The following is a 25811-nucleotide window of genomic DNA, read 5'->3' on the forward strand; positions in this document are numbered from 1 at the left end:
AATATTATTGCTTAATTATATCATTGAAAGGAAAGAATACATAGATAAACCCTCACAAATAATTTAAATTTCTTAGTGAGGGTTTATTATAATGGTCTTTAATACAGTATTTATAATAATTACATTACATATAAAACTTTTATTGAAGTTTTAACTTAAGCTTATAGGCTGCAGCTAAAAATAGTGCAATGGAAAAGAGTAATAATATTCCCAAATTAATAATAATAGAATTCATTCCCATACCCATCTGAAGTTTAGTTATCCCATTCATTACCCAGTACTGAGGAGTGAAGGGAGCTATAAATCTAACACTTTCAGGTAAAAAATTAATGGAAGTAAAAGCACCCGATACTATAGTAGTAATAGTAATTACAATGTTAGAAAACATACCGTATCCCTTAGAATTAAAAAATAAAGCTATGGAAAAAGTACCAAAGGCCACGGTAACTAGAGCTATTCCTAATAACAAAAGAAACAGAGGAATAAACCCTACCCAAGTATATATATCTACAAAATAATTTAGAGTTATAAGGGTAATTAGAAGTTGAAAAGCTAAAAGTGAAAAGTTTGCTAAAATATTTCCTCCAATATATTGAAAGGAGGTAACTGGCGTAGTAAATATTCTATAGTAAGTTTTATTCCATCTTTCTGATAATATTATATAAGATATAGAAGATGCCCTCATCATGAGAAAGAAAATTACAAAGGCAATTGCAGTTTGAGTTAAATCAAAATCATTCTCTAAATCTGATAAGGTTTTAGAGGTTATTTTAACTGGATCATCACTATATTTTAATAAAAGTTTTTCATATTCATCATTGCTTTTATTAGAATTAATGCCCAAGTTATATAAATCTTCTACTTGAAGATTTACTATGGAGGTAATAGCATCACCCATAGAACTGTCTTTTTCAGAAAGTACGTTAATCTTTTTAGGAGTTCCATTTATAATACTTTCTTCAAAATCTTTAGGGATTTCAATGGTGACAGGAATAGATGTCTCCATCATAGTTGATTCAGCAGTAGAGATTTCAAGAGGTACTGTACTAATTGAAGAATTATTACTTAAACTACTTATTAAAAGCTTTGATGAATCGGAGCAATCTTCATCTATAATCCCGATTTTTACAGTTCCATTGCTGAAACTAAATAATTTTATACTAAACATTATTATTAATATAGGAATAAATAGCTGTATTATAGAAAGCTTATCTTTAAATATAAGCCTTAGATTTTTTTCAGCCATAACTAATAAAATCTTCATTAATAAGCCTCCTTTTTATTTGATATAGAGAAAGTAAAAGCTAAAAATAAAATTCCCAGTGCTACAGAGTAGAGAATACTTATATAAAACTTAGAATAGTCCTCATAAAAAGCTATGGAAAGAATAGATTTATTTATTAAGGTTAAAGGTGAAATATAGCGTACTATATCAAGGAGCTTATTACCATCTTCTAAATATATATATCCTCCACCTAAAAAGGTCATAACAGGTATAATTAAGGTATTAAGAAAGAAGGAACCATGTTTTTCTTCCTTAAAAATATATCCAAGTAAAATCCCAAGGGTAGTGCCAAAGAAATTTAAAGATAAAAGGAGTGCTATAACAGAAAAGTAATCCTCACCCCAATAAGCTTTTAAAACAAATATGGAATAAAGCATTGCAGGAATTAGTGATATCACAGTTACAATAAAAGTTGAAGTAACTTTAGTTATTATATAGGAATTTTTAGAAAGGTTCCCTTGAAAGCACCTAGCTTCTATTTTGTTTCTTCTATTATTATAAATGGTATAAAACCCATAGCCCGAACCATAAAGGACCATCATGGTTATTTCTACGATGCCATAATAATCATAGGAGGTAAATCCTTTTTTAGGTTGAAATTCAGTAGCAGTGGTAAAGCCTTCTTCTAAGGTTTCAATATTACCATTTGTGATACTTTTTAGAGTGACTTTTTTAGATATGGAAGTTAGCATACTTATAACTATATTTGTGGAATATTTATTCTTAGAATTTTTATAAACTATAATATTTTTATCCCTAAGTTCGAGGAATATAGAATTAGCAGTTTGAACTTCTTTTTGACCTTCTTCTACAGATGAAATTTCTTTAAAGGTTATATTATTTTTTTTCCCCAGTTCTAAGAAATTATTTAATATAAGTTTTTCTTCACTATAATCAGAAGTGGTAGAAAGATTGTTCACATATATCACTGTTTTAGGTTTGAATTCATAGCTTGAAGAAAAGGCTCCACTTAAAGTTATTCCAAGGGTAGTCATAAATAATATAGGGAAAATTATCATGGATAACATTGAGGTCTTATCCCTAAGGAGGTCTAATATATCATAATAAACAACATTTAAAAATTTCATAATTTCCTCCTAATCCCTAAGCTTTTTGCCAGTTAAAGTTAAGAATACATCTTCTAAATCTAAGGTTTTGTAACCCATATTTCTAATTTCTATATTATTAGAAGTAAAAAAGTTAATAATGGAACTTAAATTTGATACATCTTTACTGGAGGTTATCAGTACTTTGTTTTCATTTAAGGAATAACTGTTTACTCCCTTTATTTCCAAAAGCTTTTCTAAAACAGATTTATTAATATCATAGCCTTCAATTTCTAAAGTGGAGTTATCAGAAATTAAAGAGATTAAATCATCCTTAGTTCCCTTTGCTATTAGCTTTCCATTATCCATAATAACAATTTTATTACACAGCTGTTGAACTTCTTCCATGTAGTGAGAAGTATAAATAATAGTGCAACCTTCTTTATTAAGCTCCTTTGCCATATTTAATATATGATTTCTAGATTGAGGATCTATTCCCACGGTTGGTTCGTCCATAATTATAATTTCTGGCTTATGAGCTATGGCACAACCAATATTTAATCGACGCTGCATTCCACCAGATAGATTTTTACACTTAGTTTTTTTATGATCCTGTAAAGAGGTAAAATCTAGAGCATAGTTTAAACCATCTCTTAAAAAAGCTCCCCTTAATCCATAAAGTTTTGCAAAAAAACTTATATTTTCTTCTACTGTAAGATTTTCGTATAAAGATATGCATTGAGGGACAATACCCATACGAGCCTTTATTTCTGGTCCATACTTATAAAGGGACTTTCCAAAGATTTCTACATTACCTTTAGTAGGCTTTAGTATGGAGGTGATTATATTTATAGTAGTAGTTTTACCTGCACCGTTAGGACCTAAAAGACCTAGAATTTCACCTTTTTCAATGGATAGAGTTAAGTTATCTACAGCAATATTATCACCAAAGTTTTTAGTTAGATTTTCTATATTTATTAACATTATAACAACCCCTTTTTTAAGCTAAAAAATTATTAAGTATTTTCTAAAAATCTTATTGATATTTCTTAGCTGAAATTTAAATATAATTAGAATATCCTATAATTAAATTATATAAAAAACCTTTCCCACTAATAAGTGGAAAAGGTCATAACTTTATATGACTTTCGTCATACTTAAATTTTTCCTTTTAAATAATAAACTGCAATTTGGGTTCTATGCTTTAAATTAGTTTTAGTTAATATGTTTGTAATATAATTTTTCACAGTACCTTCAGAGATATATAGCTTTTCAGAAATTTCCTTATTACTTAAACCTTCAGCAATGGATTCTATAATTTCCACTTCTCTTTTAGAAAAATTATTCATATTAGGGTTAGGACATACTGGAGAAGTTTTAGAAAGAAGCTTATCTATAATTCCATTTTCCACTACGTCACTTCCATTATGAACTACTTTTATGGTGTTAATAATAGTATTAGGAGAATTGCTTTTTAACAAATAACCCTTTGCGCCATTCCTTAATGAAGAAGAAATATATTCATCTTCATCAAAGGTGGTTAATATAATGACTTTAGTTGATGTGACTTTACAAATCTCCTTAGTTGCCTCTACACCATTTAATTCAGGCATACGAACATCTAAAAGTGCCACGTCCACAGAGTTATTACAGCAATATTTAACAGCTTCCAAACCATTTTCACAAATGTGTACAACATTTAACTCCTCATCCATGGATAATATAATTTTTAAACTTTCTCTTATCAGTGCATCATCATCACAAATTAAAATTTTAATACTCATAATAACTCCTATAATAAATAAATTTAAATTTTTAATAAAAAATATGATATGTAAAGTTAATACATAGTAGGAGATTAAATTTAATATGCATAAGTTTAATATCCTACTATATAAATAAATATTTCTATAAAAATCATTAAAAACCTTTATATAATAAAAATAAAATAGCAAGATTACCCTGGGGGATAGGCATCTACGCTATTTTAAAGTGGTTAATCTAGAGGGTTACAATATGGTTCAAACCATCCTTGAGGGAATTTACAAAGCGGACATACTTTAGGTGCAGTATAACCTTCATGTATATATCCACAGTTAGTACATTGCCATAGAGAATCAGAATCTCCTTTATACAAGGTACAGCTAAGTATTCGGTTGTAAAGAGCACGGAATCTTAAATCATGCTCAGCTTCCACTTCTGCAAGTTCTTTATAGAAGTCTGCGATTTCTTCGAACCCTTCCCTTCTTGCGACTTCTTCATATTCTTTGTAAATTGCAGTTGCTTCAGCAGTTTCGCCCATAAAGGCATTCATTAAGTTTTCTTCTGTAGAGTTTACTTCACCTAAAAATTCACCAAATACTCTTCTAGCATGGGCAAGTTCATTAAATGCAGTTTCATCAAAAACTTGAGCTACATAGTGAAGACCTTCACTTCTAGCTTTTTCTGCATATAATGTATATTTAGTGTTAGCCTTACTCTCACCAGTAAAAGTCTTTTTCAGATTTTTTTCAGTTTGGCTTCCGTAAAATTCCATGTAAATCTCCTAAAAAGTACTTATCTATATATAATATATTAGTAGGTACTTTAAAGGTTACAAAAAATAGACTATGAAACAGGAAATTAAGTTTCATAGTCTATTTTTTATTTATGCACTCATCAATATCCATAATAAATCCTTACATAAAAGTTTTACTCTTCATAGTAACTAAAACAATAAAATAAGCAATTTTTATAGTGTGGTAGATCACTTTCAAGGATAACATGACCATTGTCAGGCATCTTTGAATAGAATTTCTTAGTACCATCTTCAAATCTAATCTCTATAGTTCTAAGCTTTTTGAAAAGCTCATTGGCTAGTTCATAATCAATAGGCTTAATTATTCTCCATGTATCATTAAGACTTACATGCTTATCTTTTGCAAGTTTTACACGTCTATGAATGATAAATTTTTCTGGACCTCTAAGTTCTAAAGTATGACCTTCAGAATTAATAGCTCTGTAAGTTGGATGGGAATCTAAAACTTGAAAAGCTTCTAAAGTTGATAAAGTGTATTCCATCATATAATATCCTCCTTTAAATTATTTTTATTATAATAAGTTTACTCTTAATATATGAGTATAATACTATAATTATATCATAATATGATTATAAGTTCAGGTAAATATTAGAAAATATATTATCCTTAAATATAAGAAGTTTTAAAAAGTATAAACTAAAGATTTGTGGTTACTCTAATATTACAAAGGGGTGATACTGTGACAAATATGAAAAGAACACAAAATAATAAAAAAGAAGATGGACATTTTAAGAAAAAAAATATAAATCATGATCCACAAGTAGAAAGTGCTAAAGCTGTATTTAATGGACCTAAGGCTGAATACAATGGCCCTAAAGCAAAGGAGCATGATCCAAAGGATTTTATTATTTAAAGTAAGAATTAAAAGGTATATCATAGTTATGAAAGTCATTAGGATATACCTTTTATAAGTTATAGCTCTAATTAAATCCATTACTAATAGCTTTAATAATCCATCTGAAGCTAAGAACTCTGTTTACCAAGATTTAAATTCATATTAATTATTGCATGAGGAAGCTATATTATAAAAGTTTACAAATTACTCCCAATTTATATGTTATAATGTATAAGTAACATTGTAAAAGTAAAAATTCCACATAATTTATCAAAAATCAAAAGGATATGAATGATATATGTAGAATAAAATTAAGGATGACTATATTTTAGTGATAAAATGTATAATAGGGGGAAAGAAGAGTGAAAAGAAGTAAAAGTCGTATTAGAAAGCTACTATGTGCAATAACTGCAATGTTAACAATTACTATGGTATCTCCAGTTAGTAGATTAGCTGCAGCAGAAGATGGCGGTAATGGTGGTATAAGTAATACAGAAAGTCAATTACAAACTATACTAAGTGAAAATGAAGAGGCTAATGTACAAGTGAAAAATGGATTATCCATTGATGTTGGACAAGCAATTGACCATACTAGCCTTTTAGTAGAAGAAGAAGCTTCAATTCCTTTTAAATTAAGTTCTAGAGATGAAAGTATAGTCAAAGTAGACGAAAATGGGAAATTTGTGGGTGTAGCTACAGGGGAAACCTTTATAACCCTTGAAAGTGAAGGCGGTACTTATGTTTATCAAGTATTGGTAAAAGAACCAACTCAACAAGTAATGGCAGCCAGAACTTTAACAGCAACTACTACAAAAACTATTACAACTAACAGCAATTATAGAGTATTTATTGATGCTGGACATGGTGGTGATCCGAGATATGGTGGTGATCCAGGAGCTTGTGCAAATGGGTTAGAAGAAAGACATTTAACTTTAGCGATAGCTCTTAAGGTTCAAAGAATTCTTCAATCTCAAGGAATAGAAGTAGTAATGAGTAGAACTACGGATAAGTTTTTGGAGCTTAGAGAAATTAGTTCCCTTGCTAATAATTCAGGGGCTGATGCCTTTGCATCTATTCATATAAATTCAGCAACTACAACTGCTGCCTATGGAATAGAAACTTATTATTATCCTAATAGAATGGATTCAAAGCCACTGGCAGATTCTGTGCAAAAACAATTAATAAGCAGTACAGGGGCTTATGATAGAAAAGTAAAGACTGCTGATTTTCATGTGGTTAGAGAAACTAAAATGCCATCAATTTTAGCAGAATGTGGTTTTATAAGTAATAAAAGTGAAGCAATTAAAATGAGCACTAATGCTTATCAAGAATTATTAGCTAGTGGTATAAGCAAAGGTATCGTTAATTATTTAGAAGCTAATGTAACCATTTCTTCAACCCAAGGAGAGAGAATGTATGGAGCTACAAGATATGAAACTTCTTATTTAGTAGCAAAGAAGGGGTGGACTTCTTCTGATACAGTTGTAATAGCACCTGGAACAGATTATCCAGATGCTCTATGTGCAGGTCCGTTGGCTGCTAAAAATAAAGCACCAATACTATTAGCTAGGAATCAATCTTTAAATGAACAACAAGAACTAAAAAATTTATTATCTAACCTAAAGGTTAAGAATGTATATATAGTAGGCGGAACCGGTGTTCTTTCATCTACCTTTGAAAATCAAATTAAAGCAATGAATATAACTACAAAAAGGTTAGGTGGGGCCAATAGATATGATACCTCTGTAAAAATCGCACAGGAAGTTGGAACTACAGGTGAGGTAGTAATTAGTACTGGATTAAATTTTGCAGATAGTCTTTCTATATCATCTGTTGCAGGAATTAAAGGTATGCCAATACTTCTAACTAAAAATAGTGAATTCCCAAGTAGTGCAAGAAACTATTTGAATAGTAAAAATATTACTAAGACTTATATAGTAGGTGGTTCTGGAATAATATCAGATGCTTTATTTAATACTTTTAAAAATCCAGAAAGGCTTGGAGGAACTGATAGATATGCAACTAATGAGAAAATCTTAAATAGGTTTAAAAGTAGTTTAAATATTTCACAAATGTATTTGGCTTTAGGGACTGATTTCCCTGATGCTCTTTCAGTGTCAGCTTTAGCTTCTAAAAACTCATCTTTTGTAATATTGCATAGTAACAGTGAAGTTAAAGCACCTACTATGAATATAGTTACACAAAATAGAGATAGTATAAATAAGATCTATGTAATAGGAGGACCACAATTAATAACAAGTACTGCATTAAATAAATTAAGAATTAAATTATAAAAAAATTAATTTTAAAAAATGTCTTAACTAAAGGTTAAGGCATTTTTTTATTAAAAATTAACAGGTGTACACAGGATTTATATGGGCAAACTAATATAAAGTTATTTTATTTAAAATATATTTTGTAGAAGGGAGAAATGTTATGAGGAAAGTTATATATTTAATTTTAGTTTTATTATTAACTACTAATTTTCATGGAGCATTTGCCATAGATGCACACAGTGATCCTGATTCCGTAGAGATATCTTTACCAAGAATGGTTAATAATATACTGAAAGATGAAGAAGGTGCCACAATAGAAAACGAGGAAAAGGTATATTCTAATAAGTATGTATCTGTAAATATCAATAAGCCAAGTGTAAAGATTGCTAAAAATAAAGAAGCAGAAGGGATTATAAATAATAACATATCAAAAAGAATTAGTGACTTTGAAGAATATATAACAAAACTATCTATTAGAGACAATGAATATAATATAAAAGTTGGATTAGAACCAAAACCCTATGTAATTAATGTAAACAATAATGTGACTTATAATAAGAATAATATCCTTTCAATAACACTAAACCTATATAGTTATACAGGTGGAGCTCATGGATCATCAGTAGATGAGTCCTTTAACTTTGATATAAATACAGGAAATAGAGGAGTCATTGAAGATTTCTTGGGGAATAATAGGAATTATAATAAAATTATTTTAGACAATGTGAAAGCTACTATAAATAAAAATCCTGAATTATATTTCAAAGAAGCTGTAGATAAACTAAATGTAATCCCTTATAATCAAAAATTTTTCTTAACAGATAAAGACTTAGTCATATATTTTGATGAATATGAAATTGCTCCCTACGTAGCAGGAATTCCTAAATTTTATATACCCCTAAGTAAATTTCCTAAAGGTTTAAATAAAGTAAATATTCAAGTGGAAGCCCCAATAATAAAAACAATAAATTATGAAGAAAGTAGTGAAGAATTTAATCAGTATTTATGTTATCCAAAAATTGAAAATATGATAAACAAGGATATAGAGATGAAAATTAATAACTATATTGAAGAGGAAGTTTTTAAATTTATAAAAGATATAAAGGCATCAAACACTCAAAATAAGGATTCAGATAAATATGTAAAAGGAGTTACCACATACTACAAGAGCTTATTTAAAGATAAAAATAGCATAATTCTCTATATAACCTATTCAGGAAATAATAGAAAGGATGAAAATATTTTGTTAAACAATAAAGTATATGAGGTAAACTTACAGAGTGGAGAAATTAAAGTAAAGAATCAGTAGATAATTAGGTTCTATATATTAAAATCTAATGAGAGGAATTTTAAAAAAATCATATAAATTCAAATGAAAATGTTGTAACACATTGGATATATGACTAGTAATATAATAAGTGAAGCATTCAATTTCGGAGGAGAGTATGCAAAATAAAACTAGTCGTAACATAATAGGTCCTGATTTAAATGAATATAGGGGCGATGTAAATTATACTCTACTTGCAACACAAACCCCATATGCTTATTTACGTGGTTCTGGTTATGGTACTGGTAGAATGAGAATAGACAGAAAATTTATTGAGTATGTAAACGGATTAAGAAATGTGGGAGTAAGAACAGGTGCATATCATTATGCAGTACCTTCTACAGATTTAACTACCGCAGATATTCAATGTGATGGATTTATAGACATACTACAACAAGCCTATGGACCAGGAAGATATGGAGATCTATTCCCTGTAATTGACATTGAAGCACCACTAGATAAATCTATATCTACAGATGCATTACTAGATTGGGTAGACAGATTTAGAAAGAGATTTGAAAGAAAAACTAGAAGAAAAATGATGTTATATACTGGAGCATTTTTTATTGATTTATATAACAATTTCTATCATACTAAGAAAGGTTTTATCCTAGCAGATATGCCTCTTTGGATTGCTATGTATCCAGAATTACCAGCAAATCCTCCATATCCAAGGGATCAAGGTGGATGGACTAGATGGAGAATGTGGCAATTTACTGAGAATGGAACCATGCCTGGAGTAAATCCACCAGTAGACTTAAACTATGGACCAGAAAATTTAGATTTATTAATGCAGCCTAGAAGTGTAAGAGATTTTAGAGCAGTAGCAACAGGCCAAGAAATAAGAATGAATTGGACACCAAATACTGATATAGATTTAGGTGGATATAATATATTCATAAACTCCAACTATGTAACTACATTAGGCAGAGATGCTAACTCCTATGTTTTAAAACTAGCTAACAAACCAAGTCTGGGAGAAAGGTATATAATGTCTATTGAAGCCTTTGATACCGACGGAGATTTTTCACAAGAGAGAGCTAGTGCTAATGTTACTTTTGGCAGGGATATAGTATTTGATAATGAAAATACTCATGAATGTCAATGTAATAACAGATGGGATGTAGAAGCTCATGCTGATGTAAAATCTGTAGAATTTAAGGATCCTGTAGATGGTTTAGCAAAGAGATTTATTAAACCTGTTGAAAGAAAAGAAGATTTTGATATCTATGATGATTTTGTAGAAACAGATGATGAATTTGATGATATTTTATATATGAAGAGATTAGAAGCTGAAAGAGCATATAAAAAATATTATGATAATAGGGAATCTAGGGACAAATTTGGTCTTTCTGAAATTAATAGAGAATGTAGAAGAGAGAATCCTTATAAAAAGTTAGATAAAAAATGTGAAAATCCTTGTCCAAGATGTAATAAAAACGATGAGGAGCATCACGAGGAATATGATAAGTGGAATGAAGATCAGTATGATGATATTGAAAAAGAAGTCCATGATGACAATGATATAGTAGATAGAAATAATTTTAAAGAACACATAGACTATGAAGAAATAGATACAAAAGGTATAGATCAAGAAGAAAATGATATTTTATTAGAAGATGTTGAGAATAGTAGAAGATATAAAAAACCAGTATATGATGACATCCTAAGAGAAGAATATGAAGGAGACCGTCGTAGATTAGAAAATCGTGACCCAGAAAGTTATAAGGTATGTGAGGAATGTGTGCAGCCTAAGAGCAACTGCATGAAGTGTGAATATTTACTTCAAAACATGTATCTAAATAATTGTGATTATGGACACAAACACCATAAAAAGAAACACTATGATTATAAAGAATTTGATGAATGTTATCCAAGTAAAAAGAGCAAGAAGAACAAAAAACACCATAAAAAACATCACAGATAATTAAAAAGTCCACTTTCTTTTAAGGAAGGTGGACTTTAATACATATTATACTTCTTTTGGTGTATCCGTAATAGGTTCAGTTTTTATAGCATACTGAAAAGCACTTTCGTCACTATCTTCATATTGTTTTATGTCAGGGAAAGCTTCATAATCAATTTCAGAATCTTCACCACAGTGACAAGCATTTAGATTTTCTTCATAGTCATCATCTAAAAAGCTACATTGACATAGGTCTGAATCTTCATCTCTATCTTCGTCTTCATTTAAATCACCCTTCATAAGAGCCTCACTTATAGACTTTATGCTCTTGTTTGAAACGGCATTTACAATTTTATCTACAACCACAACAGCACCTACAATAGCTAAAGTATTTGTTATTAATTTTTTAAAATTCATAATATCATTCCTTTCTTAAGATTCCCATTTAGTTTATGTATAATATGAGAAATTATATCTAAATATTTATTAAAATATTTTTTTAATGTTTTTTATTGCATTATATTAGTTTTTTGTGCCCTTATTTTTTTCATAATAGACTCTAGATTAAACATATGACTTTGAAGTATGTTAAGATTCTTACCTAAAGTCATGCTTCTAGTTATTATACCATCAAATAGATCCGATTCCTTTTGAGTAAGAGAATTCTTAAACTTCCCTCGTTGTTCAAAGTTAAGTTTTTCAAATTCTACAACAATGTGATAGCAATACTCTAATAAATTGCCATTAATATGACTAGCTCTATTTTTATAATTTCTTTTACAAACTAAAAATCCAATAATAATTATAATAATTACAACAACAAATGAATACATGAGCACAAAGCCTCCTTTTTAGCACACATTAATAAGTATAGGCTAAGGATAAGTTCCTGTAAAGAAAATTATTCCTAATATATAAAATATTTAATATTAGAATAGTTGTAATAACATTTTTATAGCTACCGCAAGGGACATAGTAACAAAAATAGGTTTAATAACCTTTGACCCCTTATTAATAGCTAACTTTGTTCCTAGTTTAGCTCCTAATATCATAAATACACAAACAGGTATACCAATTAGGTAATTTATGTTACCACTAAAGGCAAAGGTAACAAGAGCAGCAATATTACTAACAAAATTTAAAACTCTAGCATTTGCTGAAGCTTTAAGAAAATTAAAACCTAAAATATTAATAAGACCAAAGATTAAAAAGGAGCCTGTACCAGGTCCAAAGAATCCGTCATAGAATCCTAGTGAAAAAGCAAAGATTATAGAAATAGTCATATTTCTTTTATTTAATCCCTTAAAATTATCCTTTTCCCCAATGGATTTAGAAAAGAATGTATAAACACCTATGGCAAGAACTAGCACAAGAACTAAAGGTTGAAGAAAACTTTCATCCAATAGAAGTACAGCCTTAACGCCTAAAATAGAGCCTATTAAAGTGAAAGGTGCTACTATTTTAAGAAACTTAAAATTGCAGTTACCTGACTTTATAAAATTAATAGAACTAGTAAGAGAGCCCATAGAAGCTGTAAACTTGTTAGTTCCAAGAACCATGTGAGGAGGCAACCCAGCTATCATATAAGCAGGAACGCTTATTATCCCACCACCACCAGCAATGGAATCTACAAAGGCTGCCAGAAAACCTGCAAAGCATAAAAAAATAAAAGTAAGTGTATTCATAATTCCTCCAGAAATTTAATTTTTACAAGCTTCATATTAAAGAATATATTATAAATTTATGAAGCATAATCTACTCTTATATTATAAGGGGAAAAGGAAGAAAAAGAAACAGAATTACTTTATTATTAATAAAAGTACCCCATAGGCAAGGAATAAAATTCCTTACCCAATGGGGCATAGTTTATTTATTTTTACACATTAAATTTTCTTCCCATAATGGCTCAGCTCGTTTAGCCCAAGTTTCACCATAGTCTATGGTTTTAGCTACTAAATCTTCTACATTCTCAGGATCTACATACTCTGTAGACTTAGCCCCAGAAGCCTTAACCATCTCTGCAATCTTTGGAGCATTATCAAGAATTGGGCAAGGTCTAAATTGATTATTGTTAAAAGGTTGATTTTTTTGATACTCCATAAACAGTGGCTGTCCTAGAGCTTCAATTAAAGGAACGTCCTTTATATTAGCACTGGAGTAGTGGCAGAATACACAAGGTTCCACATCACCATTAGCATTAATATGGCAGTATCTTCTTCCACCAGCCACACAACCACCAACATATTCAGCATCATGCCAGAAATCCATATTAAAGATTGGTTTAGTAGAGCGCCAACCTCTTATAGTACGATATAGTTTCTCTCTTTGATCAGGATTAGCCATTAAGGAAGTATCTGTTTTGCAGCCTATAGGCATAAAAGTAAAGTACCAAGAGAAATAAGCACCCATATCTATCATCATATCTATAAACTCTTCAGATAAAACGCTGTCACAGTTATTAGTTGTAAAGCAAGTTGAGAATCCAAAAGGAACTCTATTTTCTTTCATAAGATCCATAGCACGAGTAATATCCTTCCAAGAACCATCACCACGTCTTGCATCAGTAGCATCATCAAAACCCTCAACACTAATAGTAGGAACTATATTTCCAACTTCACATAGGTCTTCACAGAAAGCCTGGTCAATTAAGGTTCCATTAGTAAATATCATAAACACACAATCATTATGTTTCTTAGCCAGTTTTAAAATATCATTCTTTCTAACTAAAGGCTCACCACCAGTCATTATATAAAAGAAGATACCCAAATCCTTACCTTGAATAAGTAAACTATCTAATTCATCATAGCTTAAATTTAAAGCTTTGTTATAATCAGCAGCCCAACAACCAATACATTTCTTATTACAAGCAGTAGTAGGATCTATAAGTAGAGTAAAGGGAATTTCATATCCATACTCCTTAGATTTTTTCCTAGATTCACTCCAACCTCTAATAGAAGAATTAAGAAGAAAGTTACTAAACACAGTTTCTAAAATATGAGGATTCACTTCTTTGGCTAATTTAGTCATAAGCTCTACCCAGTTATTATCCTTCTCCTTTAAAAATCCTTCAATGGCATCATATTGAGGTGTATATAAATTTTCTGTATCAAACTTCCTTAACCAATGAACAATTTTCTCAAAGTTTTTCTCAGGATTTTTCTTTAAGTATCCAAGTCCCTGCTTTAAAGCAGCCTTTTCAATTTTATATTTTACATTTAACATAAGCCAACCCCCATTTTAAATAATTTTAAAGTAAGAAAGTATCATTTTCACTCCCATAATAAGTAATATAACGCTACCACAGATATTAACTGCAACTCTGTACTTATCACCCACACGGTAGCCTACCCTTAGTCCAATAATAGATGAAATCCCTGTTATTACAAATATGATAAACATATCTATAATAATTTCAGTGCGCAGTAGAGCAAAGCCAATTCCTAATACTAAAGCATCCAAACTAGTTGCAAAGGCTAAGGAAAAAATATTTCTATAATTAAAACTTTCCCTTTGCTCATTGATGGATTTAATAGTAAGTGCATTTTTTATCATCTTCAGTCCTAAGAAAATGAAAATAATTGCAGAAAACCATTGATTGATGGATTTAAAAGTTTCAGAATAAATTGAGCTTACTGGAAACTTTGTAATCATCATTCCAATAGTAAGCATAATAGCTTGTATTCCTCCAAATGCAAGGCCAACAATAAAATCCATACGCTTTTTAAGATAAGGTTGAGTTGCACCTGTACATACTGTCACTGTAAATGCATCTAAAGACAATCCTATTGATACTATGATTACTTCCAGAACACTCATAAGCATCTTCCTTTCATAATCTGTTTTCTTAAATTATAGTCAATATAGATTTTTATGTAAAAATACACTTTGCCCTAAATGTATATCAAAAAAAACAAAAAGCAACTTATGTAGTTGCTTTAAAACAAATCTATTTAATTGTTTTATATAAGATTAGTAATATACTTTGCTAAAGCCCCATAGCTTTTTATAATGGCTTGAACACAATATCTTCTAAGGAATTAGAAAGCAGTAAATAATATTTTTCAGCTAACTCATGAGCAGGAACTTGTACACCTTTCTTAAGCCAAGTAATTAAAAAATAGGTTAGACCTCTAGAATAGTAATTAGCAATTTCAGAAGCGGTGAGAATTCCTTCAAAATTCATATTTTCTATATCTAGCACAGAAAATAATTCTTCAAACATCTTAAGAAGAAATTTATATATTATACTCTCAAAGGAATTTTGTCCTTCTATTTTCATAGCTTTAGTATAAAACTCTTTATTATTTTCTATCCTAGTAAGAATAAAAAGAATTGTCTCATTAAACATTTTATTATCTATAAGAAGGGTCGCTCCTTCAAATATATCCTTATAACAAATCCATTCAAGCAGTTCATACTTATCAGCAAAGTGGTTATAAAAGGAAGGTCTTATTAACTTTGACTCATCAGTAATCATTTTTATAGTTATCTTATCAAAGGAATGTTGAGTCATTAACTTTTTAAAGCTATCAACTATCAGTGCTTTAGTATTTTCTTTTTTAGATCTCACAGTATAACCTCACCCCTTTAAAGATATTCTAAAAGTTAACTCAAAGTTTTCCACAGTTTTAATCATTATATCAACTTCCTATATTTTATGTCAATTAAACCACATATATGCCATAATACTAAGAGTTGCCACATTCAATGCACGGAGAAGCTTTAAAATTCCTAGGGATATACCATAAAAGCCTAGATAAAATCTGGGGGATAATATATAATAAACTAGGTAATTTCAAATAAACATACACTTATTTAACTAGGAAACAATATATCTAGAAAACTATAAGTCTATATAAATATGAAACTATAAAAATATTAAAATAGTTAAATAGGGAACAATAAAACAATATACCTATATAAATTTTTAACTAGGAAACTATATAACTAGTTAACTATTTGTTCTGTTTATGCGGGTTTCAGAGGTTTTGGTGATTTTAAGAGTCATATTTTAAGCCCCAAAATAGAGGGTAAAATAACTTTAATAAAACTTAAAGATATACCTAATAAATGAAATTATTTTATAATGAAAAATTAAAACTAACATAGAATTTTATTAGATAAGGAGATAAAAATGAGAAAGAGAAAAGAATATGAATTTATCATAGAGGGTACAGAATTTCCAGGAAAGGGAGTTGCCTTCCATGAAGGAGAAAAAGTAACTATAAAAAATTCATTGCCCGGGCAAAAGGTTAGAGCAAGAGTAACTAAAAAAAATTCCAATGGAGTAGAAGCTAAACTACTTGAAGTTTTAGAAGACGTAGACTACAAAGTAAAGCCAGCCTGTGATATCTTTGGAATTTGTGGAGGATGTAGTCAAGGAGACTTATCACTAGACACTCAACTTAAATTTAAAGAAGAACAAGTAAAGGCACTATTAGATAACAAGGGTATAACAGATTATGAGTACCTAGGAATAGAAAGCAGCCCACTTCACTATGAATACAGAAATAAAATGGAATTCACCTTTGGAGACTTTGAAAAAGGTGGAGAACTAACCCTAGGCATGCATGCTAAAGGAAAAAGCTTTGCCATAGTATCAGTACATAACTGTCAAATAGTAGACGAAGACTTCAGAGCTATAATAAATGCAACCATAAACCACTTCAAAGGAGAAAACCTTCCTTATTATAGAATCTTAAAACATGAAGGCTTTTTAAGAAATCTAGTAGTAAGAAAGGCTATAAATACAGGAGAAATATTAGTTAACATAGTTACAACTACCCAAGTAGAATATGACTTCACAGCCTTTGTAGATGCTTTAAAAGGATTAAATCTAAAAGGAGAACTCACAGGAATAATCCATACCTTAAATGATTCTCTATCAGATGTAGTGCAAGCAGACTCTGTAGAAATACTACATGGAAAAGACTATATAATAGAAAATCTTCTAGGATTAAAATTTAAAATAAATCCCTTTGCCTTCTTCCAAACTAACACTAAAGGAGCAGAGAAGCTTTACTCTATAGTAAGAGACTTCATAGGAGAATCAGAAGACAAAGTAGTCTTTGACCTATACTGCGGAACAGGAACCATAGGACAAATAGTAGCTCCAAAAGCAAAAAAAGTAGTAGGCATAGAGCTAATAGAAGAAGCCGTAGAAGCTGCAAAAGAAAATGCTAAAATCAACGGCCTAAACAACTGTGAATTCATAGCAGGAGATGTAGCAGTAACCATAAAAAATGTAACAGAAAAACCAGACATAATAATCCTAGACCCACCAAGACCAGGAGTACATCCAGTAGCATTAGACTACGTAATAAAGTTTGATGCCAAAGAAATAATCTACGTATCCTGTAACCCTAAAACACTAGCAGTAGATTTAGAAGTATTAACTGCTAATGGATATAAGGTGGAGAAGGTGAAAGTTATGGATATGTTCCCCCATACTCCGCATGTTGAGGTGGTCACAAAACTTACTAAGAGCAAAGCGAATTAGAAAGTTTTAAGAGTGCCACCCATGCAAGGCTTTCCCATGAAAAGGAGTCACAGACGAACTTTGAATGGCAGAAAGCTACTGCTGAGGCGGTTGTGAAGCTGCAAAGGAAACACAGTTAAGGAATTGGTGTTAATGGGATTAGAAATCATATAAATCTCATATGTTTCGTAAGACATGATTAGGAAACAGTAAGTATAATACCCAGCGTCTCCACCAAATAAGAATTACAATATTGATACATAACGAAACCCACTGATTTTCAGTGGGTTTTCGAACTTTTGGATTTGAAATATATGGTGAGTAGGCTGAACTTTTAGAGAGTAAATGTTAAAAAATTTAAATAAATGCACCGGGAGGCGAAATGGACAAGGGGTCTGCACTTATCATTGGAACTAGAGTTTAATAGCGTAAAAACGAGTATTATGGGATAGAAAGTATAAGTTAAATTGTTAGAACTAGGAGAATACTATAAAAGTATTATTGCAGACTTATGCAGATTAAAACTGATTAAAACCATATACTTAGATAAAATTATATGTTAAAATATAGGAAGTGGAATCTGTGTAAGGAGGTAAGGTTATGAAAACAGAAGAAACTGAAAAATGGTCATCTCTAGATGAAGTGGCACTACATTTAGGCGTTAGCAAAGATACCATTTACCGATGGATAGCAAACAAGCAAATGCCTGCCCATAAGATTGGCCGACTCTGGAAATTAAAATTAAGTGAAGTAGATGAATGGGTAAGGAGTGGGAACGCCCTCGAAAAATAAATTAAAAGGGTAATTAGAGAAATCATTTGTGGTTTCATAAATTGCCACCAAAGCATGAATATCAAGGTAGGACACCATTTCAAACTCATTATCGGGTATGCCGTTTATTTTGAGAAAAAAGTTAAAAAAACAGCAAATTATTAGAGTGAGTAATTTCTAATTTTAGAAGCAAAAAAAGAAAAAACTTCTTACAAAAAAGTGTAGGATAAAAATATACGTGTTAATTTAAAGCCTTGAAAAAACACGCCGGGTTATTACGAGAGGTTATTACAATAATTGGAGGAACAAAAATGTCAAGTACAACACAAAGAGCTGAATTACAATCACAAATTTGGAAAATAGCAAATGATGTCCGTGGATCTGTTGATGGTTGGGATTTCAAACAATATGTTTTAGGAACACTTTTTTATCGTTTTATTAGTGAGAACTTTTCTAATTATATAGAAGGCGGAGATGATAGTGTCAAGTATGCAGAAATTGATGATAAAATTATAACCAGTGAAATTAAAGATGATGCAATAAAAACAAAAGGCTATTTTATTTATCCAAGTCAGTTGTTCGCAAACATTGCAAAAAATGCAAATACAAATGAAAGCTTGAATACAGATTTAGCGGCTATATTTTCTTCTATTGAAAGTTCTGCAAATGGATATGCATCAGAACTTGATATTAAAGGATTATTTGCTGACTTTGATACAACAAGCAATAGACTAGGAAATACGGTAAAAGATAAAAACAGTCGTTTGGCAGCTGTTATTAAAGGTGTTGAAGGACTTGATTTTGGAAAGTTTGAAGAAAATCATATTGACCTATTTGGTGATGCTTATGAATATCTAATTTCTAATTATGCTGCTAATGCAGGTAAATCTGGAGGGGAATTCTTCACACCACAAAGTGTATCAAAACTTATTGCTAAACTTGCAATACAAGGTCAAACCTCGATTAATAAGATTTATGATCCGGCATCAGGTTCGGGTTCACTACTATTACAAGCAAAGAAACAATTTGATGATCATATTATTGAAGATGGTTTTTTCGGGCAAGAAATTAACCATACAACTTATAACCTTGCTCGTATGAATATGTTTTTGCACAATGTTAACTATGACAAATTTAACATTGCACTTGGGAATACACTTTTAGACCCACACTTTGGAGATGATAAACCTTTTGATGCTATTGTATCAAATCCCCCCTATTCAATAAATTGGATTGGTAGCGATGATCCAACGCTTATTAATGATGAACGATTTGCACCAGCAGGTGTTCTTGCGCCAAAATCAAAGGCAGATTTTGCCTTTGTACTTCATACGCTGAGTTATCTTTCTAGTAAAGGACGTGCAGCTATAGTTTGTTTTCCTGGTATATTTTACCGTGGAGGTGCAGAGCAAAAGATAAGAAAATATTTAATTGATAATAACTTTGTTGAAACTGTTATTTCATTGGCACCAAATCTTTTTTATGGCACTTCAATCGCTGTTAATATATTGGTTCTTTCAAAGCATAAGACGGATGCTAAAACTCAGTTTATAGATGCAAGTGGTGAGGAGTTTTACAAGAAAGAAACTAATAACAATGTTTTAACTGCAGATCATATTGAAGCAATTATGCAATTATTTGTTAGTAAAAAAGATATAGATCATATTTCAATATCTGTAGATAACGATAAGATTGCAGAAGAAAATTACAATCTTTCTGTAAGCTCTTATGTAGAGGCAAAAGATACAAGAGAAGTTATAGATATAAATGCTTTAAATGCAGAAATAAAAACAAATGTTTCAAAAATTGATGTACTTCGTGCTGAAATAGATAAAATTATTGCAGAAATTGAGGTGGAATAAATGAGTAGATTAGATGAGCTTATAAATGAGTTTTGCCCTAACGGGGTAGAGTACAAGAAAATCAAGGATTGTTTTAAAAGATTAAAAGGTACACCTATAACTGCTGGTAAAATGAAAGAAATTGAATGTGAGGATGGAGAAATTCGTATTTTTGCTGGTGGAAAAACAGTTATAAACGCTAAAGAAAAAAACATCCCTAATGCAAACATTACAAGAGTTCCTGCGGTTTTAGTTCAATCACGTGGGGTTATAGACGCTGTATATTTCGATAGTCCATTTACATTTAAAAATGAAATGTGGGCTTATACACATGATGAAAAAGCATCAGTAAAATATTTATATTATGTTCTTAAAAATAATATTCAAAGTTTTAGAGACGCTGCTTCAGGAATGGGTTCATTACCACAAATATCCTTACCTATAACAGAGGAATTTTTAATTCCCCTCCCACCCTTGCCAATCCAGAGTGAAATTGTCCGTATTTTAGACAATTTCACAGAGCTTACAGCAGAGCTTACAGCAGAGCTTACAGCAGAGCTTACAGCAAGAAAAAAACAGTATGAGTATTATAAAAACAAGTTGTTTAGTAAAGCTGGGGATATTCAAATAGTAACTTTGGATATGATAGCTGAGAATTGTGATTCAAAAAGAAAACCTGTTACAAGTGGAAGTAGAGAAACTGGAGAGATTCCTTACTATGGCGCATCTGGAATTGTTGATTATGTAAAAGACTACATTTATGATGGGGATTATCTCTTGATATCTGAGGATGGCGCTAATCTTTTAGCACGAACTACGCCAATTGCATTTTCTATTTCCGGCAAAACATGGGTAAATAACCATGCACATGTGCTTAAGTTTGATGAATATGCAACAAGACGATATGTTGAAATGTATTTGAACTCAATTGATCTAACACCTTACATTACAGGAGCTGCTCAGCCTAAATTGAACCAAAAGAATCTCAATAATATTGAAATACCACTCCCGCCACTCCCTGAGCAACAACGCATAGTGGACATTCTTGACCGTTTTGATACTCTTTGTAACGACATTTCAAGCGGTCTACCTGCAGAAATTGAGGCAAGACAAAAGCAATACGAATATTATCGTGATAAACTTCTTACTTTTCCAAAAGCAGAGATAGAGGTGTAGTATGGGGAAAAGTTTAAATGAAATTGCAGAGCAATTAAAGAATAGTGATAAAAAAGTACAACTAATTTATGCCTTTAACGGGAGTGGCAAGACGAGACTTTCAAGGGAATTTAAATGCTTAGTTGCACCAAAAGGTGATGGCGAAACAGAAGAAATGGGTTTGGCTAGCAAGAAAATCATATATTATAATGCTTTCACTGAAGATTTGTTTTACTGGGATAATGATTTAAAAAATGACATAAATTTAAAACTTAAAATACACCCAAACTCTTTTACAGAATGGGTGTTTAAAGAGCAGGGACAAGAACCAAATGTTATTAGTCATTTTCAAAATTACACAAATCGAGCATTAACACCTAAGTTTAGTCCTGATTTTTCAGAGATTACATTTTCTTTTGAACGAGGAAATGAAGAAAGTACCCAAAACATAAAGATTTCTAAAGGTGAGGAAAGTAGTTTTGTATGGAGTGTTTTTTATAGTTTGTTGAAACAAGTAATAGACATTTTAAATGTACTTGATCCAAGTGAGAGAGAAACTGATAAACTTAATCAGTTGGAGTATGTATTTATTGACGATCCAGTAACGTCACTAGATGATAATCATTTGATTCAAATGGCTGTCGACCTAGCTGAAATAATTAAAAAAAGTGAATCCACTTTGAAATTTATCATAACAACACATAATCCAATTTTTTATAACGTACTGCATAATGAAATAAATAGGAAAGCTTGTTATAGGATAGAGCGTTTTGAAGATGGAACTTTTGAATTAGAAGAAAAGCATGGAGATTCAAATAAGAGTTTTTCATATCATTTGCATTTAAAAACGACTCTTGAAGAAGCTATTGCAAATGAAACAATAGAAAAATACCATTTTACTCTTTTAAGAAACCTTTATGAAAAAACAGCCAGCTTTCTTGGGTTTCCAAGGTGGTCGGAATTGTTACCAGATAATAAAGAAACCTATTATAATCGTATTATTCAATTTACAAGTCATTCCACTCTAGCAAGTGAGAGTGTAGCGGAACCTACGCCACAAGAAAAGCAAACAGTAAAGATATTGCTTGAACATTTAACAAATAACTATAGATTTTGGAAGGAGGCATAAAAATGTACGATTATAAATCTATTGCAGAATCAAACAACTTCATAGTTCTAGATAAATACACAAAATATTCAGTGCTTCATGAGGCGCCTGTTGTTTATCAAACAGAATCATCCCTTGAGAGAGAATTTATACAAGATCTAATCAATCAAGGATATGAGCATTTGCCAAAAGTAACCTCACCTAAAGCAATGCTTGAGAATGTACGAGTACAGCTGCAAATACTTAATGATGTCCAGTTTAGCGATGCAGAATGGAGAAGGTTCTGTGAGGAATACTTAGATAAACCAAGTGATAATCATATTGATAAAACTCGCAAAATTCATAATGACTATATTTATGATTTTGTATTTGATGATGGACATATAAAAAATATTTATCTGGTAGATAAAATAAATATAACAAAAAATAAAATGCAGGTAATTTCACAATTTGAACAAAAGGGCTCTCAAGCTAACCGATATGATGTTACTATTTTGGTTAATGGGCTACCTTTGATCCAAGTGGAACTTAAAAAACGTGGAATCGCCATCCGAGAAGCATTTAATCAGGTAAATAGATATAGTAAGGAGAGCTTTAATTCAGAAAACTCTCTGTTTAAGTATTTACAGATCTGTGTCATTTCTAATGGTACGGATAGTCGCTATTTTGCGAATACTACCAAACGAGATAAAAACAGTTTTGATTTTACTATGAATTGGGCAAAATCAGACAATACACTTATTAAAGATCTAAAAGATTTTACGGCAACATTTTTTCAAAAAAATACGTTATTGAAAGTGTTGTTGCATTATTCAGTTTTTGATACCAGTGATACTTTGCTAATTATGCGTCCTTATCAAATAGCTGCAACAGAAAGAATTTTGTGGAAAATCAAAAGCTCATTCGAAGCAAAAAAATGGAAAACCATTGAAGGCAGTGGGTATATTTGGCATACAACAGGTTCAGGCAAAACGCTAACTAGTTTTAAAGCAGCTCGATTAGCAACTGAACTTGAATTTATAGATAAAGTGTTTTTTGTGGTAGACAGAAAAGATTTAGATTATCAGACGATGAAAGAGTATCAACGTTTTTCGCCGGATAGTGTTAATGGTTCGGAGAACACTGCAGGACTTAAACGAAACATTGAAAAAGATGATAACAAAATTATTGTTACTACTATTCAAAAGCTAAACAATCTTATTAAAAGCGAAGCAGATTTACCAATTTACAATAAACAAGTAGTTTTTATTTTTGATGAGGCCCATCGTTCACAGTTTGGTGAAGCACAAAAAAACATTAATAAGAAGTTCAAACAGTACTATCAATTTGGATTTACAGGTACACCAATATTTCCGGAAAATGCTCTGGGTGCTGAAACTACTGCTACAGTATTTGGTCGAGAGTTGCATTCTTATGTTATCACCGATGCCATTAGAGATGAAAAGGTCCTTAAATTCAAAGTTGATTATAACGGTGTGCGTCCAAAGTTTAAATCTATTGAGATGGAACAAGATGAGAAAAAACTATCAGCAGCAGAAACCAAAGAAGCTTTATTACATCCTGAAAGAATTAAAGAAATTTCACAATATATTCTTAATAATTTCAGAGTAAAAACTCATCGTTCACATATAGGGGCAAAAGGCTTTAATGCAATGTTTGCTGTGAGCAGTGTTGATGCAGCAAAGCTCTACTATGAATCGTTAAATAACTTGCAAAAAAATAGTGAAAAGCCATTGAAAATAGCGACTATATTTTCTTTTGCTGCTAATGAACAGCAAAGTGCTATAGGTGAAATTCTTGATGAGACTTTTGAAACATCAGCAATGGATAGTAGTGCAAAAGAGTTTTTAATTTTAGCAATTAAAGATTATAATGAAATGTTTAAAACTAATTTTGGTGTAGATAGTAAGGAATTTCAAAATTATTATCGTGATCTTGCTAATAGAGTAAAAAAGCAAGAAGTTGATCTATTAATTGTTGTCGGTATGTTTTTAACCGGTTTTGACGCACCAACATTGAATACACTATTTGTTGATAAAAACCTTCGCTACCATGGCTTAATCCAGGCCTTTTCAAGAACGAATCGAATTTATGATTCTACAAAAACATTTGGTAATATTGTTACTTTCAGAAATCTAGAACAAGCGACAATTGATGCTATTACTCTTTTTGGAGATAAAAACACTAAAAATGTAGTACTTGAAAAAAGCTATAGAGAATATATGGAAGGTTTCACCAATATTTCTACTGGTGAAGCACGTCGCGGTTATATAGATGTAGTTAAAGAGTTGAATTTACGCTTCCCTAATGTTGATGATATTGTTACTGAAAAGGATAAAAAAGAGTTTGCCAAACTATTTGGTGAATACTTGCGAATTGAAAACGTATTACAAAACTATGATGAGTTTACCAACTTGAAAGCATTGCAAGAACTTGATGTAAATGATCCAAACGCGATGGAACAGTTCAAAGCAACTTATTATGTAAGCGATGAAGATATAGTAGCTATGCAAGAAATCGAAATGCCAGAAGATAGAGCAATTCAAGACTATCGTTCTACATATAATGATATTCGTGATTGGCTTCGTCGAGAAAAAGCTGGAAAAGATAAAGAAAAAACCTCTGTTGATTGGGATGATATTGTCTTTGAGGTAGATCTTTTAAAATCACAAGAAATAAACTTAGACTATATTCTTGAACTGATCTTTGAAAAGAATAAAAAAGTAAAAAATAAAGAAACCCTGGTTGAAGAAGTACGTCGTTTGATTCGATCTAGTACAGGGAATCGTGCAAAAGAAAGCTTAGTCATTGATTTTATAAATCAAATAGATTTGGACGAGATTCAAGATAAAGCAAGCATTATAGATGCCTTTTTCTCATTTGCACAAAAGGAGCAAAAAAGAGAAGCAGAAGAATTGATTAACTCAGAAGAGCTTAATATAGATGCTGCAAAGAGATATATTCTTGCTTCATTAAAAAGAGAATATGCAAGTGAAAATGGAACAGAACTTAATGAAATTCTTCCTAAGATGAGCCCACTTAACCCTAAATATTTAACAAAAAAACAGAGAACTTTTCAAAAAATATCAGCTTTTGTAGAGAAGTTTAAAGGAGTAGGTGGAAAAATTTAATTTAAATGAATAGATTTTCTTAAAAGGCAGAGATTTGATGAAATAAATTTTACTCATATCCGTCCTTGTGGTT

At 30.8% G+C, this 25811-nt stretch carries 20 protein-coding genes and 2 pseudogenes; 10 read left to right on the forward strand and 12 right to left on the reverse strand.

The genetic code is table 11. The features are described 5' to 3' along the window. Window positions 1-139: 139 nt before the first annotated feature. The 6 genes from B2694_RS10925 to B2694_RS10950 all read right to left on the reverse strand — a co-directional run bounded on the left by B2694_RS10925 (window position 140) and on the right by B2694_RS10950 (window position 5394). Entirely contained in the window at window positions 140-1264 is a 1125-nt protein-coding gene (locus B2694_RS10925) for an ABC transporter permease (protein WP_346885763.1), read from the reverse strand. Further along, window positions 1264-2373: an ABC transporter permease gene (locus tag B2694_RS10930; RefSeq protein WP_346885764.1), complete on the reverse strand. Its 1110-nt coding sequence runs from the start codon at window positions 2371-2373 to the stop codon at window positions 1264-1266. Before B2694_RS10930 ends, B2694_RS10925 begins: the two co-directional genes overlap by 1 nt. 9 nt (window positions 2374-2382) lie before the next feature. Further along, a complete protein-coding gene (locus tag B2694_RS10935; protein ID WP_346885765.1) occupies window positions 2383-3315 on the reverse strand; it encodes an ABC transporter ATP-binding protein in 933 nt (310 codons plus the stop codon). 173 nt (window positions 3316-3488) lie between these two features. Continuing rightward, window positions 3489-4115 (reverse strand): response regulator transcription factor, encoded by a 627-nt coding sequence (locus B2694_RS10940; protein ID WP_346885766.1) that lies wholly within the window; start codon window positions 4113-4115, stop codon window positions 3489-3491. Window positions 4116-4327: 212 nt separating this feature from the next. Beyond that, a complete protein-coding gene (locus B2694_RS10945) occupies window positions 4328-4867 on the reverse strand; it encodes a rubrerythrin family protein (RefSeq protein WP_346885767.1) in 540 nt (179 codons plus the stop codon). A gap of 155 nt (window positions 4868-5022) precedes the next feature. Continuing rightward, window positions 5023-5394 carry a hypothetical protein gene (locus B2694_RS10950; RefSeq protein ID WP_346885768.1) on the reverse strand — a complete coding sequence of 124 codons (372 nt, stop codon included), beginning with the start codon at window positions 5392-5394 and terminating at the stop codon, window positions 5023-5025. 204 nt (window positions 5395-5598) lie between these two features. Here B2694_RS10950 and B2694_RS17820 point away from each other — a divergent pair. The 4 genes and pseudogenes from B2694_RS17820 to B2694_RS10970 form a co-directional block, all read left to right on the forward strand. Then, window positions 5599-5703: pseudogene (locus tag B2694_RS17820) on the forward strand (CPC_1213 family protein); the annotation flags it as partial. Window positions 5704-6107: 404 nt separating this feature from the next. After that, on the forward strand, window positions 6108-8039 hold the full coding sequence (locus B2694_RS10960) for a cell wall-binding repeat-containing protein (RefSeq protein ID WP_346885769.1): 1932 nt from the start codon (window positions 6108-6110) through the stop codon (window positions 8037-8039). Between the two features lie 142 nt (window positions 8040-8181). After that, window positions 8182-9330, forward strand: a complete 1149-nt coding sequence (locus B2694_RS10965) for a DUF3298 and DUF4163 domain-containing protein (protein ID WP_346885770.1) — start codon at window positions 8182-8184, stop codon at window positions 9328-9330. A 136-nt stretch (window positions 9331-9466) separates the two neighbouring features. Beyond that, window positions 9467-10402: pseudogene (locus B2694_RS10970) on the forward strand (glycoside hydrolase family 25 protein); the annotation flags it as partial. A 918-nt stretch (window positions 10403-11320) separates the two neighbouring features. On the opposite strand, the gene B2694_RS10975 reads toward B2694_RS10970, so the two are convergent. The 6 genes from B2694_RS10975 to B2694_RS11000 all read right to left on the reverse strand — a co-directional run bounded on the left by B2694_RS10975 (window position 11321) and on the right by B2694_RS11000 (window position 15824). Further along, window positions 11321-11671 (reverse strand): hypothetical protein, encoded by a 351-nt coding sequence (locus B2694_RS10975; protein WP_346885771.1) that lies wholly within the window; start codon window positions 11669-11671, stop codon window positions 11321-11323. A 92-nt stretch (window positions 11672-11763) separates the two neighbouring features. Beyond that, window positions 11764-12087 (reverse strand): hypothetical protein, encoded by a 324-nt coding sequence (locus B2694_RS10980; protein WP_346885772.1) that lies wholly within the window; start codon window positions 12085-12087, stop codon window positions 11764-11766. A gap of 96 nt (window positions 12088-12183) precedes the next feature. Next, entirely contained in the window at window positions 12184-12939 is a 756-nt protein-coding gene (locus B2694_RS10985) for a TSUP family transporter (RefSeq protein WP_346885773.1), read from the reverse strand. 181 nt (window positions 12940-13120) lie between these two features. Beyond that, a complete protein-coding gene (locus B2694_RS10990; protein ID WP_346885774.1) occupies window positions 13121-14476 on the reverse strand; it encodes a radical SAM protein in 1356 nt (451 codons plus the stop codon). 15 nt (window positions 14477-14491) lie between these two features. Continuing rightward, window positions 14492-15070: a manganese efflux pump MntP family protein gene (locus B2694_RS10995; protein WP_346879339.1), complete on the reverse strand. Its 579-nt coding sequence runs from the start codon at window positions 15068-15070 to the stop codon at window positions 14492-14494. A gap of 187 nt (window positions 15071-15257) precedes the next feature. Then, a complete protein-coding gene (locus B2694_RS11000; RefSeq protein ID WP_346885775.1) occupies window positions 15258-15824 on the reverse strand; it encodes a TetR/AcrR family transcriptional regulator C-terminal domain-containing protein in 567 nt (188 codons plus the stop codon). A gap of 564 nt (window positions 15825-16388) precedes the next feature. On the opposite strand from B2694_RS11000, the gene rlmD reads away from it, so the two are divergent. From rlmD to B2694_RS11030, 6 genes are all read left to right on the forward strand, one after another. Beyond that, window positions 16389-17753, forward strand: coding sequence for a 23S rRNA (uracil(1939)-C(5))-methyltransferase RlmD (rlmD, locus tag B2694_RS11005; protein WP_346885776.1), 1365 nt, complete (start codon window positions 16389-16391; stop codon window positions 17751-17753). Window positions 17754-18332: 579 nt separating this feature from the next. After that, window positions 18333-18524, forward strand: a complete 192-nt coding sequence (locus B2694_RS11010) for a helix-turn-helix domain-containing protein (protein ID WP_346885777.1) — start codon at window positions 18333-18335, stop codon at window positions 18522-18524. Between the two features lie 290 nt (window positions 18525-18814). Continuing rightward, entirely contained in the window at window positions 18815-20365 is a 1551-nt protein-coding gene (locus B2694_RS11015; protein ID WP_346885778.1) for a type I restriction-modification system subunit M, read from the forward strand. After that, window positions 20366-21520 carry a restriction endonuclease subunit S gene (locus tag B2694_RS11020; RefSeq protein ID WP_346885779.1) on the forward strand — a complete coding sequence of 385 codons (1155 nt, stop codon included), beginning with the start codon at window positions 20366-20368 and terminating at the stop codon, window positions 21518-21520. It begins immediately after the preceding gene. Between the two features lies 1 nt (window position 21521). Then, window positions 21522-22628: an AAA family ATPase gene (locus B2694_RS11025; RefSeq protein WP_346885780.1), complete on the forward strand. Its 1107-nt coding sequence runs from the start codon at window positions 21522-21524 to the stop codon at window positions 22626-22628. A 2-nt stretch (window positions 22629-22630) separates the two neighbouring features. Next, entirely contained in the window at window positions 22631-25738 is a 3108-nt protein-coding gene (locus B2694_RS11030; RefSeq protein WP_346885781.1) for a type I restriction endonuclease subunit R, read from the forward strand. Window positions 25739-25811 lie beyond the last annotated feature (73 nt).

Origin of the sequence: Clostridium sp. UBA4395 (assembly GCF_002390995.1) — a bacterium.
In the GTDB taxonomy this organism is placed as follows: Bacteria; Bacillota; Clostridia; order Clostridiales; family Clostridiaceae; genus Clostridium_J; species Clostridium_J sulfidigenes.